This is a genomic window from Streptomyces sp. WAC 04229, from assembly GCF_003947455.1.
GTDB lineage: Bacteria > Actinomycetota > Actinomycetes > Streptomycetales > Streptomycetaceae > Streptomyces.
The window spans coordinates 1-17,486 of sequence record NZ_QHJH01000141.1; the positions used below are offsets into that span (position 1 = coordinate 1).

Sequence of the window (17,486 nt, forward strand, 5' to 3'; positions counted from 1 at the left end):
CACCCCCTCACCGCCCGCCTCTTCGGCTTCCCCCGGGCCATCGCGCACGGCATGTGGACCGTGGCCCGCTGTCTCGCCGAGCACGGGACACCGGACGCGACGACGGTGCGGGCCGAGTTCCGGGCCCCGGTGCTGCTGCCGGGGACGGTGACCTACGGGGCCGAGGGGGGCCGGTTCGAGCTGCGCGGCGACTCGGGGCGACGGCTGCACCTGTCCGGCGAGGCGGGGCCCTACCCGGCGGCCTGAGCCAGCGGCTCCGGGCCCGCGTCCTCGGGCTCGGACCAGGGGCGGCCCGCCATCAGGTCGCCCAGGCCCGCCCAGGCGAAGTTCATCAGGGTCGCCGCCGCCTGCCTCGCAGTGACGCCCTCGGTGGCACCCGCCCAGTCGGCCAGTGACTCGGCGGCACCGACCAGCGCCTCGGCGAGCCCGGCGACCTCGCCGTCGGGCAGATGCGGATCGCGGTGCGCGTCCCGCGCCGCCGCCGCGATGAGCTGCGTCACGAACGCGACGATCTCCTCGCGCATCGCCGCCACCTCGGCCGCGAACCGCTCACCGTGCGTACGGGCGTGCAGGTGCAGCACCCGCCACGCGTCCGGGTACCGCGCGGTGTGCGTGAAGAACGCCCGCAGCCCCGACCACAGTTGCCCGTCGGCGGACAGCCCCGGACGCACACCGGCCCGGACCGCCTCGGTGAGGGCCCGGGCCTCACGCCGGATGCACGCGGTGAACAGGTCGTCCTTCGAGTTCAGGTACAGGTACACCAGCGGCTTGGAGACACCCGCCAGTTCGGCGATCTCGTCCATCGACGCCGCCATGTACCCGCGCTGTCCGAAGACGCGCACGGCGGCGTCCAGCATCTGCTGCTCACGCACCGCACGCGGCATCCGCTTGGTCTTCCCGGCACCCATGCGCATCAGCGTACGGTCCGCGCGGCGGTGATCAGGACGCCACCGCCACGCGCTCCGCGCCGCCGAGGCCGCACGGCATGACAGGACGCCCCGCGCCGGGTGCCGGCGCGGGGCGACTTCTGTCGGGTCGGCCGGTGCTCAGGCGGCGGCCGGGACCGGCTCCGGTGCCTGCTTCTCGCGCTCCGGCTCGTCGATCGGCGAGGCGTGCGCCTCGTCGTAGGCCTTGCGGTCGAGGATGCCCTCGCGGGCCGAGACGATGACCGAAACCAGCGCCTGTCCGGCGACGTCAGTAACCGTACTTTGTGTATGTACGTTGTAGAGAGCGCAGGCATCTGACACGTGACCAGGGGTGGGACATGGCCAAGCCAAAGCGTGTGGGGATCTACGTACGAATCAGCAAGGACCGCAAAGGTCAGGAGCTCGGCATCCAGCGGCAGGAGAAGGCGTGCCGGGAGCTGTGCGAACGCATGGGGTGGGGAGTCCTCAAGGTCTACCCGGAGAACGACGTCTCGGCGTCGACCACGAGCAAGCGTCGCCGCCCTCAGTACACGGAGATGCTCAGAGATGCACGGGATGGCTTCATCGACGGCATCGTCGTCTACTCCATCGACCGCCTGACGCGCCGGATCAGTGAGCTGACGAGCTTCCTCGAAGAGCAGAAGGCACACGGGTTCGCGTTCGCCACGACGGAGGGCGAGGATACGGCGACAGCTAACGGCCGCATGATCCTTACGATCAAAGGCGCGGTGGCTCAGCAGGAGACCGAGCGCATGTCGGAGCGCGTCAACAACTCCCTCTTGCAGCGTAGGGAGCAGGGCAAGCCGCATGCCGGCGGGCTGCGGCAATTCGGCTTCAAGGAGGGGTCGCACTTCCAACAGCTGGACGAAGGCGAGACCGAGCTCATCCGCGAGGGCTATCGCATGCTGATGGGCCGGAACCCGAAGACACCTGGTGATGTGGTCCGGTACTGGAGTTCCAAGGGCTCAACGACGCCATACGGTGGCGCGTGGACCATCCAGTCGGTGAAGCGTGTGTACCGGTCGGAGCGGACCGGGGGGATCGTCACCTACAAGGGGCAGGACATCGGGGACAGCGTCTACGGCGCCCCGCTGACTCGCGAGCAGTGGGAGAACGTTCAGACTCTGCTCGATGGGCGAGCCACACCGGCGGCGCAGGGGTCGGGCAAGCGGAAGCACGTGTACTCCGGATTCCTGCGGTGCGGCTATTGCGGGTCCGCCATGCGCGTCCAGTGGGCGACCATCCAGGGACGAACGTTTCGACGGACGTTCTGTCACTCGGGCCAGCGAGGACAGAACGGACGCCTGGGATGCGGCAAGGTGAGCCGCAAGTACGAGTGGATCGAAGAGCGGCTCAATGAGGTGATTGAGGCTGCGCTCTTGTCCCGCATGCCGCAGAAGGAAGAGGCACAGACTGAGGACCTCACGGGCCAGATCAGTGTGCTGGAGAGCCGTATCCGAGCGCTCCGAGGCCGCTGGAAGGAGGGTCAGATGGAGGACGAAGACTACTTCGACTCCTTGACCCACCTGCGCGCAGAGCTTCAGACCTTGCGCACACGCGAGGCGACAGCGACGATCCGTCGATCCCGTGTCGAAACCGATGTGCTTGCGGTCTGGAAGGATGACGCGCCCGAGAACCTCGAACGCCGTCGCGCCATCGTGACGTCCGTGATCGACCGCGTCGAGGTTTTCAGCATCGGCCGTGGCAGGCGCAAGCCGCCGGAGATCACGTCCATCAAGATCACGCCGGTCGGCGCCGAGCATGAGGACTCGCCGGAGTCTCCGGCTTGACACGGTCGGCAAGGTAGCTGTCGATGACAGCCGTCATGCGGGTGTCGAAGTCCTTGGGCGGCACCCAACGGCAGAGGATCTCGGAGATCCAATCAGGAAGCGGCTGTACCGGCTCATCGGTCATGGGCGCCCCGCTGGCTACGTGCTTCCTCCTGGTTCTCCGCCAGGTCCGTAGCGACGCCAGCGGCGATGAGGGCGGCGCCGGGGGTGTGGCCGGAGCCGATGTATCGCCAGCGAGCATCCGTGATCGCGTCGGGTATGTCGGTATGGCCGACGTGGTGGGCGCGTTCGGCACGCAAGGCCGCGTAGGTGGTGGAGTAGGCGCGGGACTTGGTGAGGATGTGACCCCGGTAGCCGAGGGTATGGGTCCAGGAACGCAGACGCAGGGGCGCGTGTTCGGGGAGGCCGCCGACGTTCCAGCAGGTGTGCATGAGCGTGCGGACATGTCGGCTGGCGGGGGCCGAGTCGATGTCGTCCCAGGTGGTGACTTTGTGGTCGGTGCCGGCGCCCGTCTCATCGGTGCCCTTGCTGACTATTTCGCGACGTACGCGGCCACGGCGTCATCGTCGGGCCCGTCACCGTCGGCGTGCAGAACACGGACGTCGGTCTGCCTCCCCCAGCTCAGTTCCAGTTCCCCCACAGCGGGGCTATAGGGGGTGCGGACCGTCACGCGCTGGGCGGAAGCGTGCACGGCGCGGGTGAGCCGTTCCAGGGTGCCCCAGGGCGGAGGTTCGTCGGTGGGTCCGTCCGGGCTGTCGAGGCGGACAACGGCATGCACATGGACGGGCGCGCGCTTCTGGTACTCCGCGATGCGCGCGAACGACAGCCGGCGTGCCGGGCGAAGCGGGATTGCACGATGCCTGCGGAGGAGGCGAGGCGCCGCCGGACGTCGATGACGAATAGGTCCCACAGCTTGGAAGCGTGGGCGTGCCACAGGACGTGAGCGGTGTAGTCGTAGCAGTCCGGGCAGAGGGGTTGTCCGACAGCGGGAGCGTCCGGGGCGTGCATGGTCCCGCAGCCAAGGGGACGGCCATGCTCGCAGGTGCCGCCGTCACGGCGAGGGCGGCATTTTTGCCCCGCGCGGTGGACCGCCCCGAAGGAGGGGGCGGTGCGGGTGACGCAGAGGCGCGGACGTGTGCGGATGGTGGTGGGAACGTTCTTGCCGCCCGTAAGACCGGCTCGGACGAGATGGAACGTGTCGCCCGCGTGGAGTCGGGAGCAGGGGCCGCATACGGTTGCCCGGCGGTTGCGGCAGCGGACCAGGAGGCCTCGCCGGGTTCGTTGCGGGTGTCGTAGCGATGGAGGATTTCGCCGGTTGTGCCGTCCAGGGTGGTGGTGGAGCCGGAGAGGTGGACGGGGTGGGCGCAGCCGCCGGTGGCGGTGATCTGTTGCAGCCAGCGGGAGAAGTCGGGGTCTTGGGCGATGCGGAGGGCGTCTCGGGCTGCTTCGGGGAGGTGCCGCAGGCGCGCCGCGTGGTCGAGGGCGGCGCGCCCGTCAGCCGGGGTGGTGGGGTGCGGGGTGATGGGGGTGACCTTCCCGGGTGGGCCGCCGCAGCGGCACGGGTGGTGAGTGGTGGCGCGTCATCGGTCATGGGGATCGCTCCTTGCGTGATCGCGGGTGGTGGGGTTGGCGGATGGTTCCGGTGCCCCGGCAGACGCGGCAGCGGCGCAGTCGTCCGGTCCAGGTCTTGCGTGCTCCGTCGCCCTTGCAGAGGGTGCACCTCACGCGGCGCATGCCCATGGGTGAGGTCTCTTGTCTCTCAGGTGTGGGAGAAGCCGCTGACGGCCCAGGTGACGAAGCCGTGGATGGTGAACAGGACGGGGGTCTGGCCGAGGTAGAGGCCGAAGGGGCCGAAGCAGACCGCTTCCCAGCCGCGTACGTCGCGGGAGCGGACGAGGAGGACGGTGATGATCCCGAAGACCACCGCGAACGTGAACGCCGTACCATCACTGATCACTTGCTGTCTCCTTCCAGCGCCACCAAGGCGCGCTCTATCGCGGGCAGGTCGGGGGTCATGCCCGAGTGCTTCCGGGCGGTCGCCACGGCCTCATCCGTGGGGGTGAGGTGGGAGCGGGCGCGGGCCCAGCCGCCGTCAGGGCCGGTGCACACGGCCACGCCGCGTTCCTGAGCCGTGATCGCCTGTGCGACCGTGACGGCGTCCTTGTTGAGGTCGCCCAACGTCATCTCGGCGGTGCTGGGGTCGTTGACGCGGTGGCAGATCCGGCCGCCGAGCTGAGCACGCAGGGCCGTGACGCCGGGGCCGAGGTCGGAGCCGACGCGTGGGCCGGCAACCACCAGATGCAGGCCGAGCGCGGCACCGAGCTGCGCCAGCCGCAACAGCAGCGTTGAGCACTGCTCTGCTTCCGCCTTGCTCTGCAGTCTCCCCCCGGCCGTGGGAATTGGCACGCACGGCCACGGCGACCCCCGCGGACGATCCGAGTGCCCTGATCGCGAAGCGCGGAGCCGGACTCTGCGCCATCGCCGAGATGCTCCGGCGCACGGAGAAGTCCGACATCAACAGTGCCGCCCTGGAGTCGATCGAACAGGGCATTGACCAACTCGCCCGCGCCTACCCGTACGCCGATGCCGACTACCTGCACGAGCGCACCCGAAGCGGTCTGCACTACGTCACGAAACAGCTCGAATTCCGCATGACGCTCCGCCAGCACCGGGAACTGCTCGTCGACACCGGATGGCTCTTCCTGCTGAATGCCTGCGTCCAGTACGACCGGGCCAACGCGGAGCCGCGAACCTCAGCAAGGGTGCTGCACTCCGTATCGGCGAAGAGTCCGGCCACGGTGAGATCAAGACGTGGGCGTGGGAGATCGAGGCGTGGTTGCCCTGACTCAGAGTCGCTGGCAGGACATGCTTGACGCCGTCGAGGCGGGACACGTCGCCGACCAGACACATTCCATCGGCGTGCAGCTGTACGCGCACAAGGCCCGCGCAGCCGCACGCATGGGAGACGGCCGCCTTGTCCGTGACTCCCTGGACGCAGGACGCGCACGCCTTGACCGGCTACCCTGCCCGGACCACCCGGAGCACCACTTCATCATTGACCCGGACAAGTGGGACTTCTACGAGATGGATGCCTACCGTCTACTCGGAGACGACGAACGCGCAGCCACTCACGCGCGCTCGGTGATCCGCATCAGCACCGGGCCCGACGGGACCGAGATCTCCCCCATGCGAGCCGCAGAAGCGCGTCTCACGCTCGGCGTAGCCGCCGCCCGCACGGGGGGATCGATGAGGCCACTGGCATGGGCACAGCAGTGCTGGAAGCCGACCGCAAGTCCCTACCTTCTCTGCTTTTGGTCGCCGATGTGCTGGACAAGGAACTCAGGTCCCGCTATCCCCGAGAAGCCGCCACACGCGACTTCCACGAGCGAGTGACAACAATCAAGCAAGGTACCGGTAAGGCCGAGCTTCCATTCTGATCCCCCTTAGAAGCGCAGGACAGTTAGAGGTGCTGCTAAGTAGCAGCTATAGGGAACTCTCCAGCACCTCTCGCGCACCCTCCACGAATTCAGTCTTGGCTTTTTCGGTTCTATCGACGGCTTTTTCGAACTCATCGACTCCTAGCGAGCCATCCTGGAGATAGATTGATAAGTCCATCTGGAGGGAAGATGCGTAGTGCCAGAGTTCATGCGCCAGACCACCCATTGCGAATGGACCAGCCAGTGCGACGTTCATCCGCTCCACATAAAGGTTGTGTGCTGCCGAGTCCAGGTCACCCATAACTTCCGCCACCGCGTCCCTCGCCAACCGCGACTCGAAGTCCAGCTGAATACATTCCTGCTCGACCAGCCTAAAAATCACCCGGTCCAAAGACTCAGCGGCCGCCAGGAACTTCTTATAAGCATCACGACGTTCTTCGCGTAATTGCTTACGGTGAGCCACTTCCCCGTTATCCATCGCTTGGCGACGGGTTGCTACGTACGTCAGGCCGCCGGTACACAACGCCCCCACTACTGCCACGCTCGCCCCTAATAGAGCCGCCAGCCCCTGATCCATACCGCGAATTATTACCCTCTCCGCAGACAGCGTGCAGCAACTACCAGAAAACTGCCTACACATCACAGAGGTCGGCGGCGCAGGCACCCAACTGAGCCCTACTTGCCCCGACCGCGACTTCGTGCGGGGGGAAGTCGCCAGCGCTCGACAGGCACAGGGCGACGCCCCGCGCAGAGATCCACACGGGGCGTCATAAGACCTAGCTAGCCGACCGTAGCCGTCAGTCCGCGATCAGGCGGCGACAGCCACCGGATTCGGCTCGTCCGCGTCAACGGGCGCCGAGGCCACGCTGTTGAACTTGTCCCGGTCGAGGATGCCCTCACGCGCCGACACAATCAACGGTGCTACAACTTGCCCAGCAACGTTCGTCGCGGTGCGCATCATGTCCAGGATCGGGTCGATGGCGAGGAGCAGGCCGACGCCCTCCATGGGCAGGCCCAGGGTGGAGAGGGTCAGGGTCAGCATGACCGTGGCGCCGGTGAGGCCCGCCGTGGCGGCGGAGCCGACGACCGAGACGAAGGCGATCAGCAGGTAGTCGCCGATGCCGAGCTGGATGTCGAAGATCTGCGCGACGAAGATCGCGGCGATCGCCGGGTAGATCGCGGCGCAGCCGTCCATCTTGGTGGTCGCGCCGAACGGCACGGCGAAGGACGCGTACTCCTTCGGGACGCCGAGGCGCTCGGTGACCTTCTGGGTCAGCGGCATGGTGCCGACCGAGGAGCGGGAGACGAAGGCCAGCTGGATTGCGGGCCAGGCGCCCTTGAAGAACTGGATCGGGCTGGCCTTGGCGACGGTGGCGAGCAGCACCGGGTAGACCACGAACAGCACGATGGCGCAGCCGACGTAGATGTCGGCGGTGAAGGTGGCGTACTTGCCGATCAGGTCCCAGCCGTAGGTGGCGATGGCGTTGCCGATGAGGCCGACGGTGCCGAGCGGGGCGAGGCGGATGACCCACCACAGGGCCTTCTGGAGGAGTTCGAGGATCGACTCGCTCAGGTTGAGGATCGGCTGGGCCTTCTCGCCGAGCTGGAGGGCGGCGATGCCGGCGACGGCGGCCATGAAGACGATCTGCAGGACGTTCAGCTCGGTGAACGGCGTGATGACGTCGGTGGGCACGATGCCGGTCAGGAAGTCGATCCAGGAACCGGTGTTCTCGGGCTTGGCGCCGTCGGCCGGGGTGAGGCCGGTGCCGGCGCCGGGGTTGGTGACCAGGCCGATGACGAGGCCGATGGCCACCGCGATCAGCGAGGTGATCATGAACCAGAGGAGGGTGCGGGACGCCAGGCGGGCCGCGTTGTTGACCTTCCGCAGGTTGGTGATCGACACCAGGATCGCGAAGAAGACGAGCGGTGCGACGGCCAGCTTCAGCAGGCCGATGAAGGTGTCACCGACCTTCTCCAGGGTGGTGACGAGCCAGGATATGTCCTGGCTGCGGGCCAGCCAGCCGAGCAGGACGCCGAGCACGAGGCCGGCGAGTATCTGGGCCCAGAAGGGCACCTTGAAGTACTTCGTGACCGAGGACACGGAAGACTTTGAAGTCTCTGAAGACACGGACATGCTCCGTAGGGGGACGGGACGCGGGGACGGACGCGCTGGACTGACGTGGAGAACGACGGATGGGGAGAACGTCAGGGGCGACAGTTCGCGGACGCGCACCGACAGAGGTCCACGTGCAGGCGCGCCACGAGCCCGAGGCTCGGCGGTGTGGCGGGCGCGGCTGCTTGCTTCATGCACACGACTTTAACACCCATGCTTTGGGACACTCAAAGCCTATCTTTGAGAGGCTGGAGTCCACTATCGCCCGCAAAACGCAAAGCGCCCCGGTTTCCTGTGAATCGGGAAACCGGGGCGTGCGCGTGGTGTGACGGACGTTACGAGGTCTGCTCCCGCGTCCGCGCCTGCGCCCGTGCGGAGTCGTCGGCGAGGTCCTCCTGGCCGCGGTTCGCCTCCAGGTTGGCCTTCATGCGGTCCACCCGGCCGACGACCTGTACGGAGGCCCGGTCCCGCTCCTTGCGCAGCGCGACGTAGCTGATGGGGGCCGAGATCAGCAGGGCGAGCAGGATGACCCACATGCCGTTGGAGTCACCGAGGCCGCGCGGGAGCGCACCGGCGTAGACGAGGCCCCAGACGACCACGAGGCAGGCCACGAAGATCCCGAGCCGCATCAGCGTGTACCGGAGCATCTCAATCCACTCTTCCGTTTCTGGCACAAAGAGGCACTGTCCAGTGAAGCATGCCGGGGCGTGCGTCCCGCAGGGGGGTGGAGTCAGGCCAGCGGCAGGAGGAGGAAGACGTCGTCGCGGTCGTCGCCCGGGGCCACCCGGATCGCGCCGGGCACCCGGCCGACCTCCTTGTAGCCGCAGGACTCGTAGAACCGCTCCAGGCCGAGGCCGCCGCGGCAGGTGAGGCGTATCGCCTCGATGCCGTCGACGGTGCGGGCCGCGTCCGCGGCGGCGGTCATCAGGTCGCGGCCGTAGCCCCGGCCCTGGTGGCGCGGGTGGACCATCACCGTGTAGAGCCACAGCCAGTGGCCCATCAGCCGGTGCGTGTTCAGGGCGAGGAACGCGGTGGCGGCCACCCGGCCCTCCGCGTCGTGTCCGACGAGGAGGCGGGTGCGGCCCTCGGCCATGCCGGTCAGGTGTTTGAGCAGCTCGGGACGGATGTCCTCCCGCGTCACCGGCGGCACGAAGCCCACGGAACCGCCGGCGTTGGTGACGTCGGTCCACAGGTCGAGTACGCCGTCGCGGAGGTCGGGGGTGACGGGCGGATCGAAGGCGAAGGTAAGGGACACGGCCCCATGGTAACCATTACCTGAAAGTGTGGGCCGGGAGACAACCGGAGACATCACACCCGCATCGGCTGCGGCGACTCCCGGCGTGCCGCGTCGGGTCCCTCGTACTCCCGGAGGACTTCGTAACGCGTGTTCCGCTCCACCGGCCGGAACCCCGCGTCGCGGATCAGGTCGAGCAGATCCTCCCGCGTCAGCTTGTTCGGCGTGCCGAAGTCGTCCGCGTCGTGGGTGATCTTGTACTCGACCACCGAGCCGTCCATGTCGTCCGCGCCGTGCTGGAGGGCCAGCTGGGCCGTCTGGACGCCGTGCATGACCCAGAAGACCTTGACGTGCGGGACGTTGTCGAAGAGGAGACGCGAGACCGCGAAGGTCTTCAGGGCCTCCGCGCCGGTCGCCATCTGCGTGCGCGCCTGGAGCCGGTTGCGGACCTTGCCGTCCTTCATGTCCACGAAGTCGTGCTGGTAGCGCAGCGGGATGAAGACCTGGAAGCCGCCGGTCTCGTCCTGGAGTTCGCGCAGGCGCAGCACGTGGTCCACGCGGTGGCGCGGTTCCTCGATGTGGCCGTAGAGCATGGTGCACGGGGTCTTCAGACCCTTCTCGTGCGCCAGGCGGTGGATGCGCGACCAGTCCTCCCAGTGGGTGCGGTGGTCGACGATGTGCTGCCGCACCTCCCAGTCGAAGATCTCCGCGCCACCGCCGGTCAGCGACTCCAGACCGGCGTCGATCAGCTCGTCGAGGATGTCGGAGGCGGACATCCCGGAGATGGTCTCGAAGTGGTGGATCTCGGTGGCGGTGAACGCCTTGAGCGAGACGTCCGGCAGCGCGGCCTTCAACTCCCGCAGGGAGCGCGGGTAGTAGCGCCACGGCAGGTTCGGGTGCAGGCCGTTGACGATGTGCAGCTCGGTGAGGTTCTCGCCCTCCATCGCCTTGGCGAGCTTCACCGCCTCCTCGATGCGCATCGTGTACGCGTCCTTCTCCCCCGGCTTGCGCTGGAAGGAGCAGTACGCGCAGGAGGCGGTGCACACGTTGGTCATGTTGAGGTGGCGGTTGACGTTGAAGTGGACGACGTCGCCGTTCTTCCGCGTCCGCACCTCGTGCGCGAGGCCGCCGAGCCAGGCGAGATCGTCCGACTCGTACAGCGCGATGCCGTCCTCGCGGGTCAGCCGCTCCCCGGAGCGGACCTTCTGCTCCAGCTCCCGCTTGAGCCCGGCGTCCATGCGATACCTCTTTCTGAGACAGACTCGTAAACCGTACGCCCCCGGTGCCGGGCCCCGGTGTCTGACCTGGTTGTCAGACCTCTTCGGGCAGCTCGCCCACCCGGTTCTCCCACTTCGTGGAGAGCACGATGGTGGTGCGGGTGCGGGAGACGCCCTTGGTGCCCGAGAGGCGGCGGATGATGCTCTCCAGGCCGTCCACGTCGGTGGCCCGCACCTTGAGCATGTAGGAGTCGTCGCCGGCGATGAACCAGCAGTCCTCGATCTCGCTCAGGTCCTTCAGCCGCTGCGCCACGTCCTCGTGGTCGGCGGCGTCGGAGAGCGAGATGCCGATCAGGGCGATGACGCCGAGCCCGAGCGAGGCGGAGTCCACGGTCGCCCGGTAGCCGGTGATGACGCCGGCCGCCTCCAGCCGGTTGATGCGGTCGGTGACGCTGGGTCCCGACAGTCCGACGAGGCGCCCCAGCTCCGCGTAGGAGGCCCGGCCGTTCTCCCTCAGGGCCTGGATGAGCTGCCTGTCCACCGCGTCCATGCGATCGAAGCCTTCCACTGAAGAGTTCTGAAGATGTGGGTAACCAACGTGTGGGGGGAGGTGGTGCTCAGGTGGTGGGGCGCGCCCCGCCGAGATCGCCGCGCCAGCGGCGGTAGAGATCGTGTCCGACCCCGGCCGCGTCGAGGACGCGTCCGGCGACGAAGTCCACGAGGTCCTGGATGTGCGTCGCGCCCGCGTAGAAGGCGGGCGAGGCGGGCACCACGCTCGCGCCCGCGTCGTCCAGGGTCACCAGGTGCCGCAGGGTCCGGCCGTCCAGTGGGGTCTCCCGCACGGCCACCACCAGCGGGCGGCGCTCCTTGAGGGTCACGCTCGCCGAGCGTTGCAGCAGGTCCTTCGAGAGCCCGAGGGCGACGCCCGCGACGCAGGCCGTCGAGGCGGGCACGATCAGCATGCCCTTGACCGGGTACGACCCGGAGGACGGCCCGGCCGCGAGGTCTCCCGCGCTCCAGTGCCGTACGCCGGAGACGTCCACGTCGAAGGTGCCTGGCTTGCCGTCGGCTCCGCGGGCCAGCCATTCGCGCAGGTCGTGCTGCCAGTGGGCGTCGCGGAAGGAGATGCCGGTCTCGTCGAGCAGGGTGAGCCGCGAGGCCCGGCTGACCACCAGGTCGACGCTCTCGCCGGCGGCGAGCAGCGCGCGTAGCACGGCGGCGGCGTAGGGGGTGCCGGATGCTCCGGAGACCCCCACGATCCAAGGCACGCGCTGCGTCTGTCCTGGGTTCATGATGTCGAGCCTAGTCGCAGGCTCAGGGTTTTCAGACCGTGAGGCCCCGCACCAGCAGATCAAGCAGCGCGCACACGAACAGGGCGATGCCGATGAATCCGTTGACGCTGAAGAACGCCCTGTTGAGGCGGGTCAGGTCGGTGGGCCGGACGATGGTGTGCTCGTAGAGGAAGGCGCCCGCGACGACGAGCAGGCCGAGCCAGAAGAAGAACCCGGCGTCGGTGGCGAGGGCGTACCAGACGAACAGGGCCGTGGTCACGGTGTGGCAGGCGCGGGCGCCCCAGATCGCGGCCGGGACGCCGAAGCGGGCCGGGACCGACTTCACGCCGACCTCGCGGTCCGTCTCGACGTCCTGGCAGGCGTAGATCAGGTCGAAGCCGCCGATCCAGATGCCGACCGCGAGGCCGAGGATCACGGCGTCCCAGGACCAGCTGCCGGTGACGGCGAGCCAGCCGCCGATCGGACCCATCGCCTGGGCGAGGCCGAGGATGGCCTGCGGGAAGTTCGTGAACCGCTTGCCGTACGGATAGACCACCATCGGCACGACCGCGATGGGGGCGAGGGCCAGACAGAGCGGGTTGAGCAGGGCCGCCGCGCCCAGGAAGACGGCCAGGGCGATCAGCGCGCCGGTCCAGGCGTGCCGGACCGACATCGCGCCGGTGACCAGTTCGCGGTGGGCGGTGCGCGGGTTGCGGGCGTCGATCTCGCGGTCGATGATCCGGTTGACCGCCATCGCGAAGGTGCGCAGGCCGACCATGGCGACGGTGACCAGGAGCAGCCGGCCCCAGTGGATGTTCTCGTCCCACTCGTACATCGCGGTCAGGGCGGCGATGTAGGCGAAGGGCAGCGCGAACACCGAGTGCTCGATCATCACCAGGCGCAGGAACGCCTTGGTGCGCCCCGGCTGATGCGGCAGCGCGGCGGATGCCGACGTCACAGTCCGTACTCCTTCCAGCGGCGGTCGACCTTCGCCGCCGTCTCCGGGTCGGACAGCACCATGTCCGGCCAGCCCCCGTCGCGCGTGTAGCCCTCCTCGGGCAGCTTCCGCGTCGCGTCGATGCCCGCCTTGCCGCCCCAGAACTGCTGGTAGGAGGCGTGGTCGAGGTGGTCGACCGGGCCCTCCACGACGGTCAGGTCGCGCCCGTAGTCGGTGTTGCCGAGCGCGCGCCAGGCGACCTCGTGCAGGTCGTGGACGTCGCAGTCGGAGTCCACGACCACGATCAGCTTGGTCAGGGACATCATGTGGGCGCCCCAGATGGCGTGCATGACCTTCTGGGCGTGCTTGGGATACTTCTTGTCGATCGAGACGATCGCGCAGTTGTGGAAGCCGCCGGCCTCGGGGAGGTGGTAGTCCACGATGTCCGGGACGATGATCTTGAGGAGCGGGAGGAAGAAGCGTTCCGTCGCCCGTCCCAGCGGGCCGTCCTCCGTCGGCGGGCGGCCGACCACGATCGACTGGAGGAGCGGGCGCTTCCGCATCGTCACGCAGTCGATCTTCAGGGCGGGGAAGGGCTCCTGCGGGGTGTAGAAGCCGGTGTGGTCGCCGAAGGGGCCCTCGGGGAGCATCTCCCCCGGCTCCAGCCAGCCCTCGATGACGACCTCGGCCTGGGCGGGGACCTGGAGCGGGACCGTCTTGCAGTCGACCATCTCGACCCGCTTGCCCTGCAGGAACCCGGCGAACAGGTACTCGTCGATGTCGCCGGGGAGCGGGGCGGTGGAGGCGTAGGTCACGGCGGGCGGGCAGCCGAAGGCGATGGCGACCGGCAGGCGCTCGCCGCGCCGGGCGGCCACCTGGTAGTGGTTCCGGCTGTCCTTGTGGATCTGCCAGTGCATGCCGATGGTGCGCTTGTCGTGGCGCTGGAGCCGGTACAGGCCCAGGTTCCGGATGCCCGTCTCCGGGTCCTTGGTGTGGGTGAGGCCCAGGTTGAAGAAGGAGCCGCCGTCGTCCGGCCAGGTGAAGAGGGCGGGGAGCCGGTCGAGGTCGACGTCGTCGCCGGTGAGGACGGTCTCCTGGACGGGCGCGCTGCCCGGCTTCACCTTCTTCGGCGGCACGTGCGTCATCGTGCCGAGCTTCCCGAACGCCTCGCGCATCCCGACGAAGCCCTGCGGCAGCTCGGGACGGAGCAGGCCGCCGATCTTGTCGGAGATGTCGGCGTACGACTTGAGCCCGAGGGCCTTGAGCAGGCGGCGGTCGGTGCCGAAGACGTTCATCGCGAGGGGCATGTCGGAGCCCTTCACGTTCTCGAAGAGGAGGGCGGGGCCGTCGGCCTTGTTCACCCGGTCGACGATCTCCCCGACTTCCAGGTACGGGTCCACCTCGGCCTTGATGCGCTTGAGGTCGCCCTCGCGCTCCAGCGCCCTGAGCAGGGAGCGAAGATCGTCGTAAGCCATGCCGTCCAGTATCCCCGAGCCGCTACCCTGGCCCTGTACCTGGGGTCGTGACGCGTCCCCACCCCCCGCTTCCGCTGGAGACGCCCATGCTCCGGGTGCTGATGTTCCTCGTGCCACTGGCCCTGAGCGTCTACGCGTTCATCGACTGCATCAGCACGAAGGACGAGGACGTGCGGTACATCCCCAAGCCCTTCTGGGCCATCCTCGTGCTGCTGTTCCCGCTGGTCGGGTCCATCTCCTGGATCATCGCCGGCAAGAAGCGGCAGCCGGCGGGAGCGTCGCCCCGGGCGGGCGGCGGGCGGCGGCAGTGGGTCGCGCCGGACGACAACCCGGACTTCCTGAAGTCCCTGGGGAAGGAGCCGGGCAACGGCCCGGCCAAGGACGAGGCCCGCGACACGGACGGGGACGCGGACGGGAACGGCGCCAAGGACCTGGACGGTGACAAGGACCGGGACGCCGACAAGGACGACCGGCCGGACGGCGGGCGCGGCGGGAAGTAACCCGTCACGCCCCGCGCCTCACCCCCGTGTCCAGCGCTGGAGCGCCGAGCCGTCGCAGGTCTGCATCATGAGCATGCCGCTCACCGTCGACTCCTCCATGCACCTGCCGGTGTTGGTGGCGACGACGGAGTCGCCCGGGCCCAGGCGCCACTCCTGACCGCTCTGTGAGCTGCAGAAACCGCTGTGGAGGGCGCCGTAGCTGCTCAGGCAGTTGCCGGTCGCCCTGTGGACGATCCGGTAGGTGCCGGAGGACGTCCCGCGCAGGTCCCAAACGGCGGCGTCGGCGGTGCAGGAACCGGGGCGGACGCCGCCCTGCGACCCGTTGACGCAGTGCCCGGTCGATCCGTTGCGCAGGACGGTGCCGTCCGTGGACGGGGCTTCGGCCCCGGTGTCGTCGCCCGAGGAGGAACCGCCGGCGCCGCTGTCGCTGTTGCCCCCGCCGGCGCCGCTGTCGCTGTTGCCCCCGCCGTCGGCGTCGCCGCGCGAGCCGGTGCCCGAGTCGCCGTCGCCCTTCGCGGCGGCGTTGCCGTCGTCCGCGCCGGGGCCCGCTCCGGGGGCGGTCGCCGACTCCTTCGCGCCGGGCTCCGGCTTCTTCGAGGAAGACGCGGCGGTGGAGGGCGAGGGCTTCGCGGACCCGTCGGCGGCTGTCCGCGACGGGGACCCGGTGGCGGTGGCCGTGACGGACGAGGAGGGCCCCTTGGGCCCCGCAGTGTCACTGGAGTCCGTGACGTAGGGCAGGAGTTGGAAGGCGAGGGTGCCGCCCGCCACGACGACCACCACGGGGACGAACACCGGCAGGATGCGGCGGCGGCGCTCCGTGCGGGGCGCTGCCGCCTCTGGCTTCTTCTTGGGCTCCTTCTCCGGATCCTTCTCCGGCTTCCTTTCTGGTTCCTCCGCCGCCTCCGGCGTCCGCCCCTGCGGTGCCAGGGGCACCGTGAGCACACTGGGGTCGGGCGTACGTGACGCGAAGGCGGCCCGCTCGGCCAGCCGCTCGGTGATCACCGCGGGCCACAACGGTGCGGCCGACGGAGCGTGGGGCGCGGCGCGTTCGACCAGTTCGGCGGCGGTCGGCCGGCCCTCGTGGTCCTTGTCGAGGCAGGCCGCGACGACGTCGGCGAGTTCGGGGTCCAGTTCGCGCAGCGGCTGGAGGTCGGGATCCTCGTGGACGATGCGGTAGAGCACGGCGTGCCCGGACTCGTCGCCGAAGGGCGGCCGGCCCGAGGCCGCGTACGCGATCACCGAGCCCAGCGCGAACACGTCGACGACGCCGCTCGACGCCCGTTTCCCGGAGGCCTGTTCGGGCGACATGTAGGCAGGCGTGCCCACCACCATGCCGGTCCTGGTCAGTTGGCTCTGGTCGGCGGCACGGGCGACGCCGAAGTCGATGAGGGTGAGGCCGTCGAGGGTGAGCATCGCGTTGGACGGCTTGAGGTCGCGGTGGACCATGTCCAGGGCGTGCACCGCCGCCAGTCCGGTGGCGGCCTCCTTGAGCAGGAGCCACAGCGCCGCCGCGGGCAGCGGCCCGTGCAGGTCGACGGCCTCGCGCAGGGTGATGCCGGGCACGTAGGCGGTGGCGAACCACGGCGGCCGGGCGTCCCGGTCACCCGCGAGGAGCGGCGCGGTGGCCCCGGCGGGCAGCCGGGCGAGGTTGTCCAGCTCGTGCCCGAAGCGGCGCAGGAACTCCTTGTCCTCGCCGACGACCGAGGTCAGGACCTGCTTGACGGCCGCGTACCGGCCCTCGTGTACGCCGAGGTAGACGCGGCCCATGCCGCCCGCCCCGAGCCGGCCCAGCAGCGGGACCGGTCCGATCCGGCGCGGGTCGTCGTCCTCCAACGGCTCGGCGCCACTGCCCGTGAGGCCGACTCCGGTTTCCCCGCTCAACTCTCCCCCGTCCGTTCACCGGTTCATTGAGAGCTACATCTTTAGCACGGGGCGTCAACCAACGCGCTACGTAACGATGGTGAGTGTGCATCAGTCACGTCACACGAGCTTCCCGACCTCGGCTGGGGGCAGCGCACGGTCGAAGGCGCGTACGTCCCGGACCGTGCCGGGGAAGAAGTCGGCGGGCGCTCCGTCGTAGGAGGCCCGGCCGATCATGAAGGCGCCGGTGGCGGGGGCGGCGCCGGTGTCGTCGGTCTCCGCCTCCTGGACACCGTTGACGTAGAGGCGGAGCTTGCGGGTCCGGCCGTCGCAGACTCCGGTCAGGTGGGTCCAGACGCCGGCGGCCGGTGCGGTGCGGCCGACGGCGCGCAGGCCGGGGCGGGAGAAGGCCCAGCCGCCGTCCTCGTGGGCGTACTGGAGGTAGAAGCCGCTGCCGGTGTCGCTGTCCTGGCTGACGGCGGTGGCGAAGGTGCCCGGTACGGCCGTCAGGCGGACCCAGGCCGCGACGGTGAAGCTGCGGCCCTCGCCGGTCTCCAGGACCGGCCCGTCGGTGACGATCTGGCCGCCGGTCCCGTCGAAGGCGGCTCCGCCCCCGTCGGCCTGCCATCTGACGCCGGTCGCGGTGCCGTCGTGTCCGCCCGCCGTGTCCCGCGCGACCCCGCCGTCGGCCTCGTCGAGGGGCCAGAGTCCGACCGGGCCCGGGGG

Annotated in this window: 18 protein-coding genes and 4 pseudogenes; 5 read left to right on the forward strand and 17 right to left on the reverse strand. The window is 69.2% G+C overall.

Translation table 11 applies throughout. The features are described 5' to 3' along the window. Positions 1–246: pseudogene (locus DMH12_RS28100) on the forward strand (hypothetical protein); the annotation flags it as partial. Here the strand turns inward: DMH12_RS28100 and DMH12_RS28105 are convergent. Both DMH12_RS28105 and DMH12_RS28110 read right to left on the reverse strand, forming a co-directional pair. After that, positions 231–908: a TetR/AcrR family transcriptional regulator gene (locus DMH12_RS28105; protein ID WP_125494254.1), complete on the reverse strand. Its 678-nt coding sequence runs from the start codon at positions 906–908 to the stop codon at positions 231–233. The pseudogene DMH12_RS28100 and the gene DMH12_RS28105 sit on opposite strands and share 16 nt — an antisense overlap. Positions 909–1,046: 138 nt before the next feature. Beyond that, a pseudogene (locus DMH12_RS28110) lies at positions 1,047–1,205 on the reverse strand (dicarboxylate/amino acid:cation symporter); the annotation flags it as partial. A 59-nt stretch (positions 1,206–1,264) separates the two neighbouring features. Between DMH12_RS28110 and DMH12_RS28115 the strand changes: the two are divergent. Then, positions 1,265–2,716 (forward strand): recombinase family protein, encoded by a 1,452-nt coding sequence (locus DMH12_RS28115; protein WP_125494255.1) that lies wholly within the window; start codon positions 1,265–1,267, stop codon positions 2,714–2,716. Positions 2,717–2,829: 113 nt separating this feature from the next. Here DMH12_RS28115 and DMH12_RS40545 read toward each other — a convergent pair. The 3 genes and pseudogenes from DMH12_RS40545 to DMH12_RS28130 form a co-directional block, all read right to left on the reverse strand. After that, a pseudogene (locus tag DMH12_RS40545) lies at positions 2,830–4,179 on the reverse strand (replication initiator). Positions 4,180–4,475: 296 nt separating this feature from the next. Next, positions 4,476–4,673 (reverse strand): hypothetical protein, encoded by a 198-nt coding sequence (locus tag DMH12_RS28125; RefSeq protein WP_125494256.1) that lies wholly within the window; start codon positions 4,671–4,673, stop codon positions 4,476–4,478. Next, positions 4,670–5,101, reverse strand: a pseudogene (locus DMH12_RS28130) (cell division protein FtsK); the annotation flags it as partial. The pseudogene DMH12_RS28130 and the gene DMH12_RS28125, both read right to left, overlap by 4 nt. A gap of 101 nt (positions 5,102–5,202) precedes the next feature. Here DMH12_RS28130 and DMH12_RS39995 point away from each other — a divergent pair. Both DMH12_RS39995 and DMH12_RS40000 read left to right on the forward strand, forming a co-directional pair. Beyond that, the gene (locus DMH12_RS39995; protein WP_260474371.1) at positions 5,203–5,589 is read left to right on the forward strand and encodes a hypothetical protein; all 387 of its coding nucleotides are present in this window, start codon (positions 5,203–5,205) and stop codon (positions 5,587–5,589) included. 387 nt (positions 5,590–5,976) lie between these two features. Next, complete coding sequence (locus tag DMH12_RS40000; protein ID WP_260474372.1) at positions 5,977–6,153, forward strand: hypothetical protein; 177 nt, start codon at positions 5,977–5,979, stop codon at positions 6,151–6,153. Between the two features lie 46 nt (positions 6,154–6,199). Here the strand turns inward: DMH12_RS40000 and DMH12_RS28140 are convergent, their stop codons facing one another. From DMH12_RS28140 to DMH12_RS28180, 10 genes are all read right to left on the reverse strand, one after another. Beyond that, positions 6,200–6,730: a hypothetical protein gene (locus DMH12_RS28140; RefSeq protein WP_125494257.1), complete on the reverse strand. Its 531-nt coding sequence runs from the start codon at positions 6,728–6,730 to the stop codon at positions 6,200–6,202. Between the two features lie 231 nt (positions 6,731–6,961). After that, on the reverse strand, positions 6,962–8,287 hold the full coding sequence (locus DMH12_RS28145; RefSeq protein ID WP_125494258.1) for a dicarboxylate/amino acid:cation symporter: 1,326 nt from the start codon (positions 8,285–8,287) through the stop codon (positions 6,962–6,964). 71 nt (positions 8,288–8,358) lie between these two features. Then, entirely contained in the window at positions 8,359–8,460 is a 102-nt protein-coding gene (locus tag DMH12_RS40355) for a putative leader peptide (RefSeq protein ID WP_312023977.1), read from the reverse strand. A gap of 141 nt (positions 8,461–8,601) precedes the next feature. Further along, positions 8,602–8,913: a DUF4229 domain-containing protein gene (locus DMH12_RS28150; RefSeq protein ID WP_122615617.1), complete on the reverse strand. Its 312-nt coding sequence runs from the start codon at positions 8,911–8,913 to the stop codon at positions 8,602–8,604. 83 nt (positions 8,914–8,996) lie between these two features. Next, positions 8,997–9,521: a GNAT family N-acetyltransferase gene (locus DMH12_RS28155; protein ID WP_125494259.1), complete on the reverse strand. Its 525-nt coding sequence runs from the start codon at positions 9,519–9,521 to the stop codon at positions 8,997–8,999. A gap of 53 nt (positions 9,522–9,574) precedes the next feature. Next, positions 9,575–10,738, reverse strand: a complete 1,164-nt coding sequence (mqnE, locus tag DMH12_RS28160; RefSeq protein WP_122615615.1) for an aminofutalosine synthase MqnE — start codon at positions 10,736–10,738, stop codon at positions 9,575–9,577. A 73-nt stretch (positions 10,739–10,811) separates the two neighbouring features. Beyond that, positions 10,812–11,267: an Lrp/AsnC family transcriptional regulator gene (locus DMH12_RS28165; protein WP_064729209.1), complete on the reverse strand. Its 456-nt coding sequence runs from the start codon at positions 11,265–11,267 to the stop codon at positions 10,812–10,814. 67 nt (positions 11,268–11,334) lie between these two features. Continuing rightward, positions 11,335–11,985, reverse strand: coding sequence for a UbiX family flavin prenyltransferase (locus DMH12_RS28170; RefSeq protein ID WP_125494263.1), 651 nt, complete (start codon positions 11,983–11,985; stop codon positions 11,335–11,337). A gap of 55 nt (positions 11,986–12,040) precedes the next feature. Further along, complete coding sequence (gene mqnP, locus DMH12_RS28175; RefSeq protein WP_125494260.1) at positions 12,041–12,946, reverse strand: menaquinone biosynthesis prenyltransferase MqnP; 906 nt, start codon at positions 12,944–12,946, stop codon at positions 12,041–12,043. Further along, the gene (locus tag DMH12_RS28180; RefSeq protein ID WP_125494261.1) at positions 12,943–14,400 is read right to left on the reverse strand and encodes a menaquinone biosynthesis decarboxylase; all 1,458 of its coding nucleotides are present in this window, start codon (positions 14,398–14,400) and stop codon (positions 12,943–12,945) included. The genes mqnP and DMH12_RS28180 overlap by 4 nt, the downstream gene beginning before the upstream one ends. Positions 14,401–14,486: 86 nt before the next feature. Here DMH12_RS28180 and DMH12_RS28185 point away from each other — a divergent pair, with 86 nt between their 5' ends. Then, complete coding sequence (locus DMH12_RS28185; protein ID WP_125494264.1) at positions 14,487–14,900, forward strand: PLD nuclease N-terminal domain-containing protein; 414 nt, start codon at positions 14,487–14,489, stop codon at positions 14,898–14,900. A gap of 18 nt (positions 14,901–14,918) precedes the next feature. Here DMH12_RS28185 and DMH12_RS28190 read toward each other — a convergent pair whose 3' ends face one another. Both DMH12_RS28190 and DMH12_RS28195 read right to left on the reverse strand, forming a co-directional pair. Next, positions 14,919–16,781 carry a serine/threonine protein kinase gene (locus tag DMH12_RS28190; protein WP_125494262.1) on the reverse strand — a complete coding sequence of 621 codons (1,863 nt, stop codon included), beginning with the start codon at positions 16,779–16,781 and terminating at the stop codon, positions 14,919–14,921. Positions 16,782–16,880: 99 nt separating this feature from the next. Continuing rightward, on the reverse strand, positions 16,881–17,486 hold a 606-nt coding region (locus tag DMH12_RS28195; protein ID WP_148107552.1), incomplete at its 5' end, for a LamG domain-containing protein.

Bases quoted from the DNA above. Each gene is read 5' to 3' on its own strand.
- DMH12_RS28105 (WP_125494254.1), bottom strand. From the start codon at position 908: ATGGGTGCCGGGAAGACCAAGCGGATGCCGCGTGCGGTGCGTGAGCAG.
- DMH12_RS28115 (WP_125494255.1), top strand. From the start codon at position 1,265: ATGGCCAAGCCAAAGCGTGTGGGGATCTACGTACGAATCAGCAAGGAC.
- DMH12_RS39995 (WP_260474371.1), top strand. From the start codon at position 5,203: ATGCTCCGGCGCACGGAGAAGTCCGACATCAACAGTGCCGCCCTGGAG.
- DMH12_RS40000 (WP_260474372.1), top strand. From the start codon at position 5,977: ATGGGCACAGCAGTGCTGGAAGCCGACCGCAAGTCCCTACCTTCTCTG.
- DMH12_RS28140 (WP_125494257.1), bottom strand. From the start codon at position 6,730: ATGGATCAGGGGCTGGCGGCTCTATTAGGGGCGAGCGTGGCAGTAGTG.
- DMH12_RS28145 (WP_125494258.1), bottom strand. From the start codon at position 8,287: ATGTCCGTGTCTTCAGAGACTTCAAAGTCTTCCGTGTCCTCGGTCACG.
- DMH12_RS40355 (WP_312023977.1), bottom strand. From the start codon at position 8,460: ATGAAGCAAGCAGCCGCGCCCGCCACACCGCCGAGCCTCGGGCTCGTG.
- DMH12_RS28150 (WP_122615617.1), bottom strand. From the start codon at position 8,913: ATGCTCCGGTACACGCTGATGCGGCTCGGGATCTTCGTGGCCTGCCTC.
- mqnE (WP_122615615.1), bottom strand. From the start codon at position 10,738: ATGGACGCCGGGCTCAAGCGGGAGCTGGAGCAGAAGGTCCGCTCCGGG.
- DMH12_RS28165 (WP_064729209.1), bottom strand. From the start codon at position 11,267: ATGGACGCGGTGGACAGGCAGCTCATCCAGGCCCTGAGGGAGAACGGC.
- DMH12_RS28180 (WP_125494261.1), bottom strand. From the start codon at position 14,400: ATGGCTTACGACGATCTTCGCTCCCTGCTCAGGGCGCTGGAGCGCGAG.
- DMH12_RS28185 (WP_125494264.1), top strand. From the start codon at position 14,487: ATGCTCCGGGTGCTGATGTTCCTCGTGCCACTGGCCCTGAGCGTCTAC.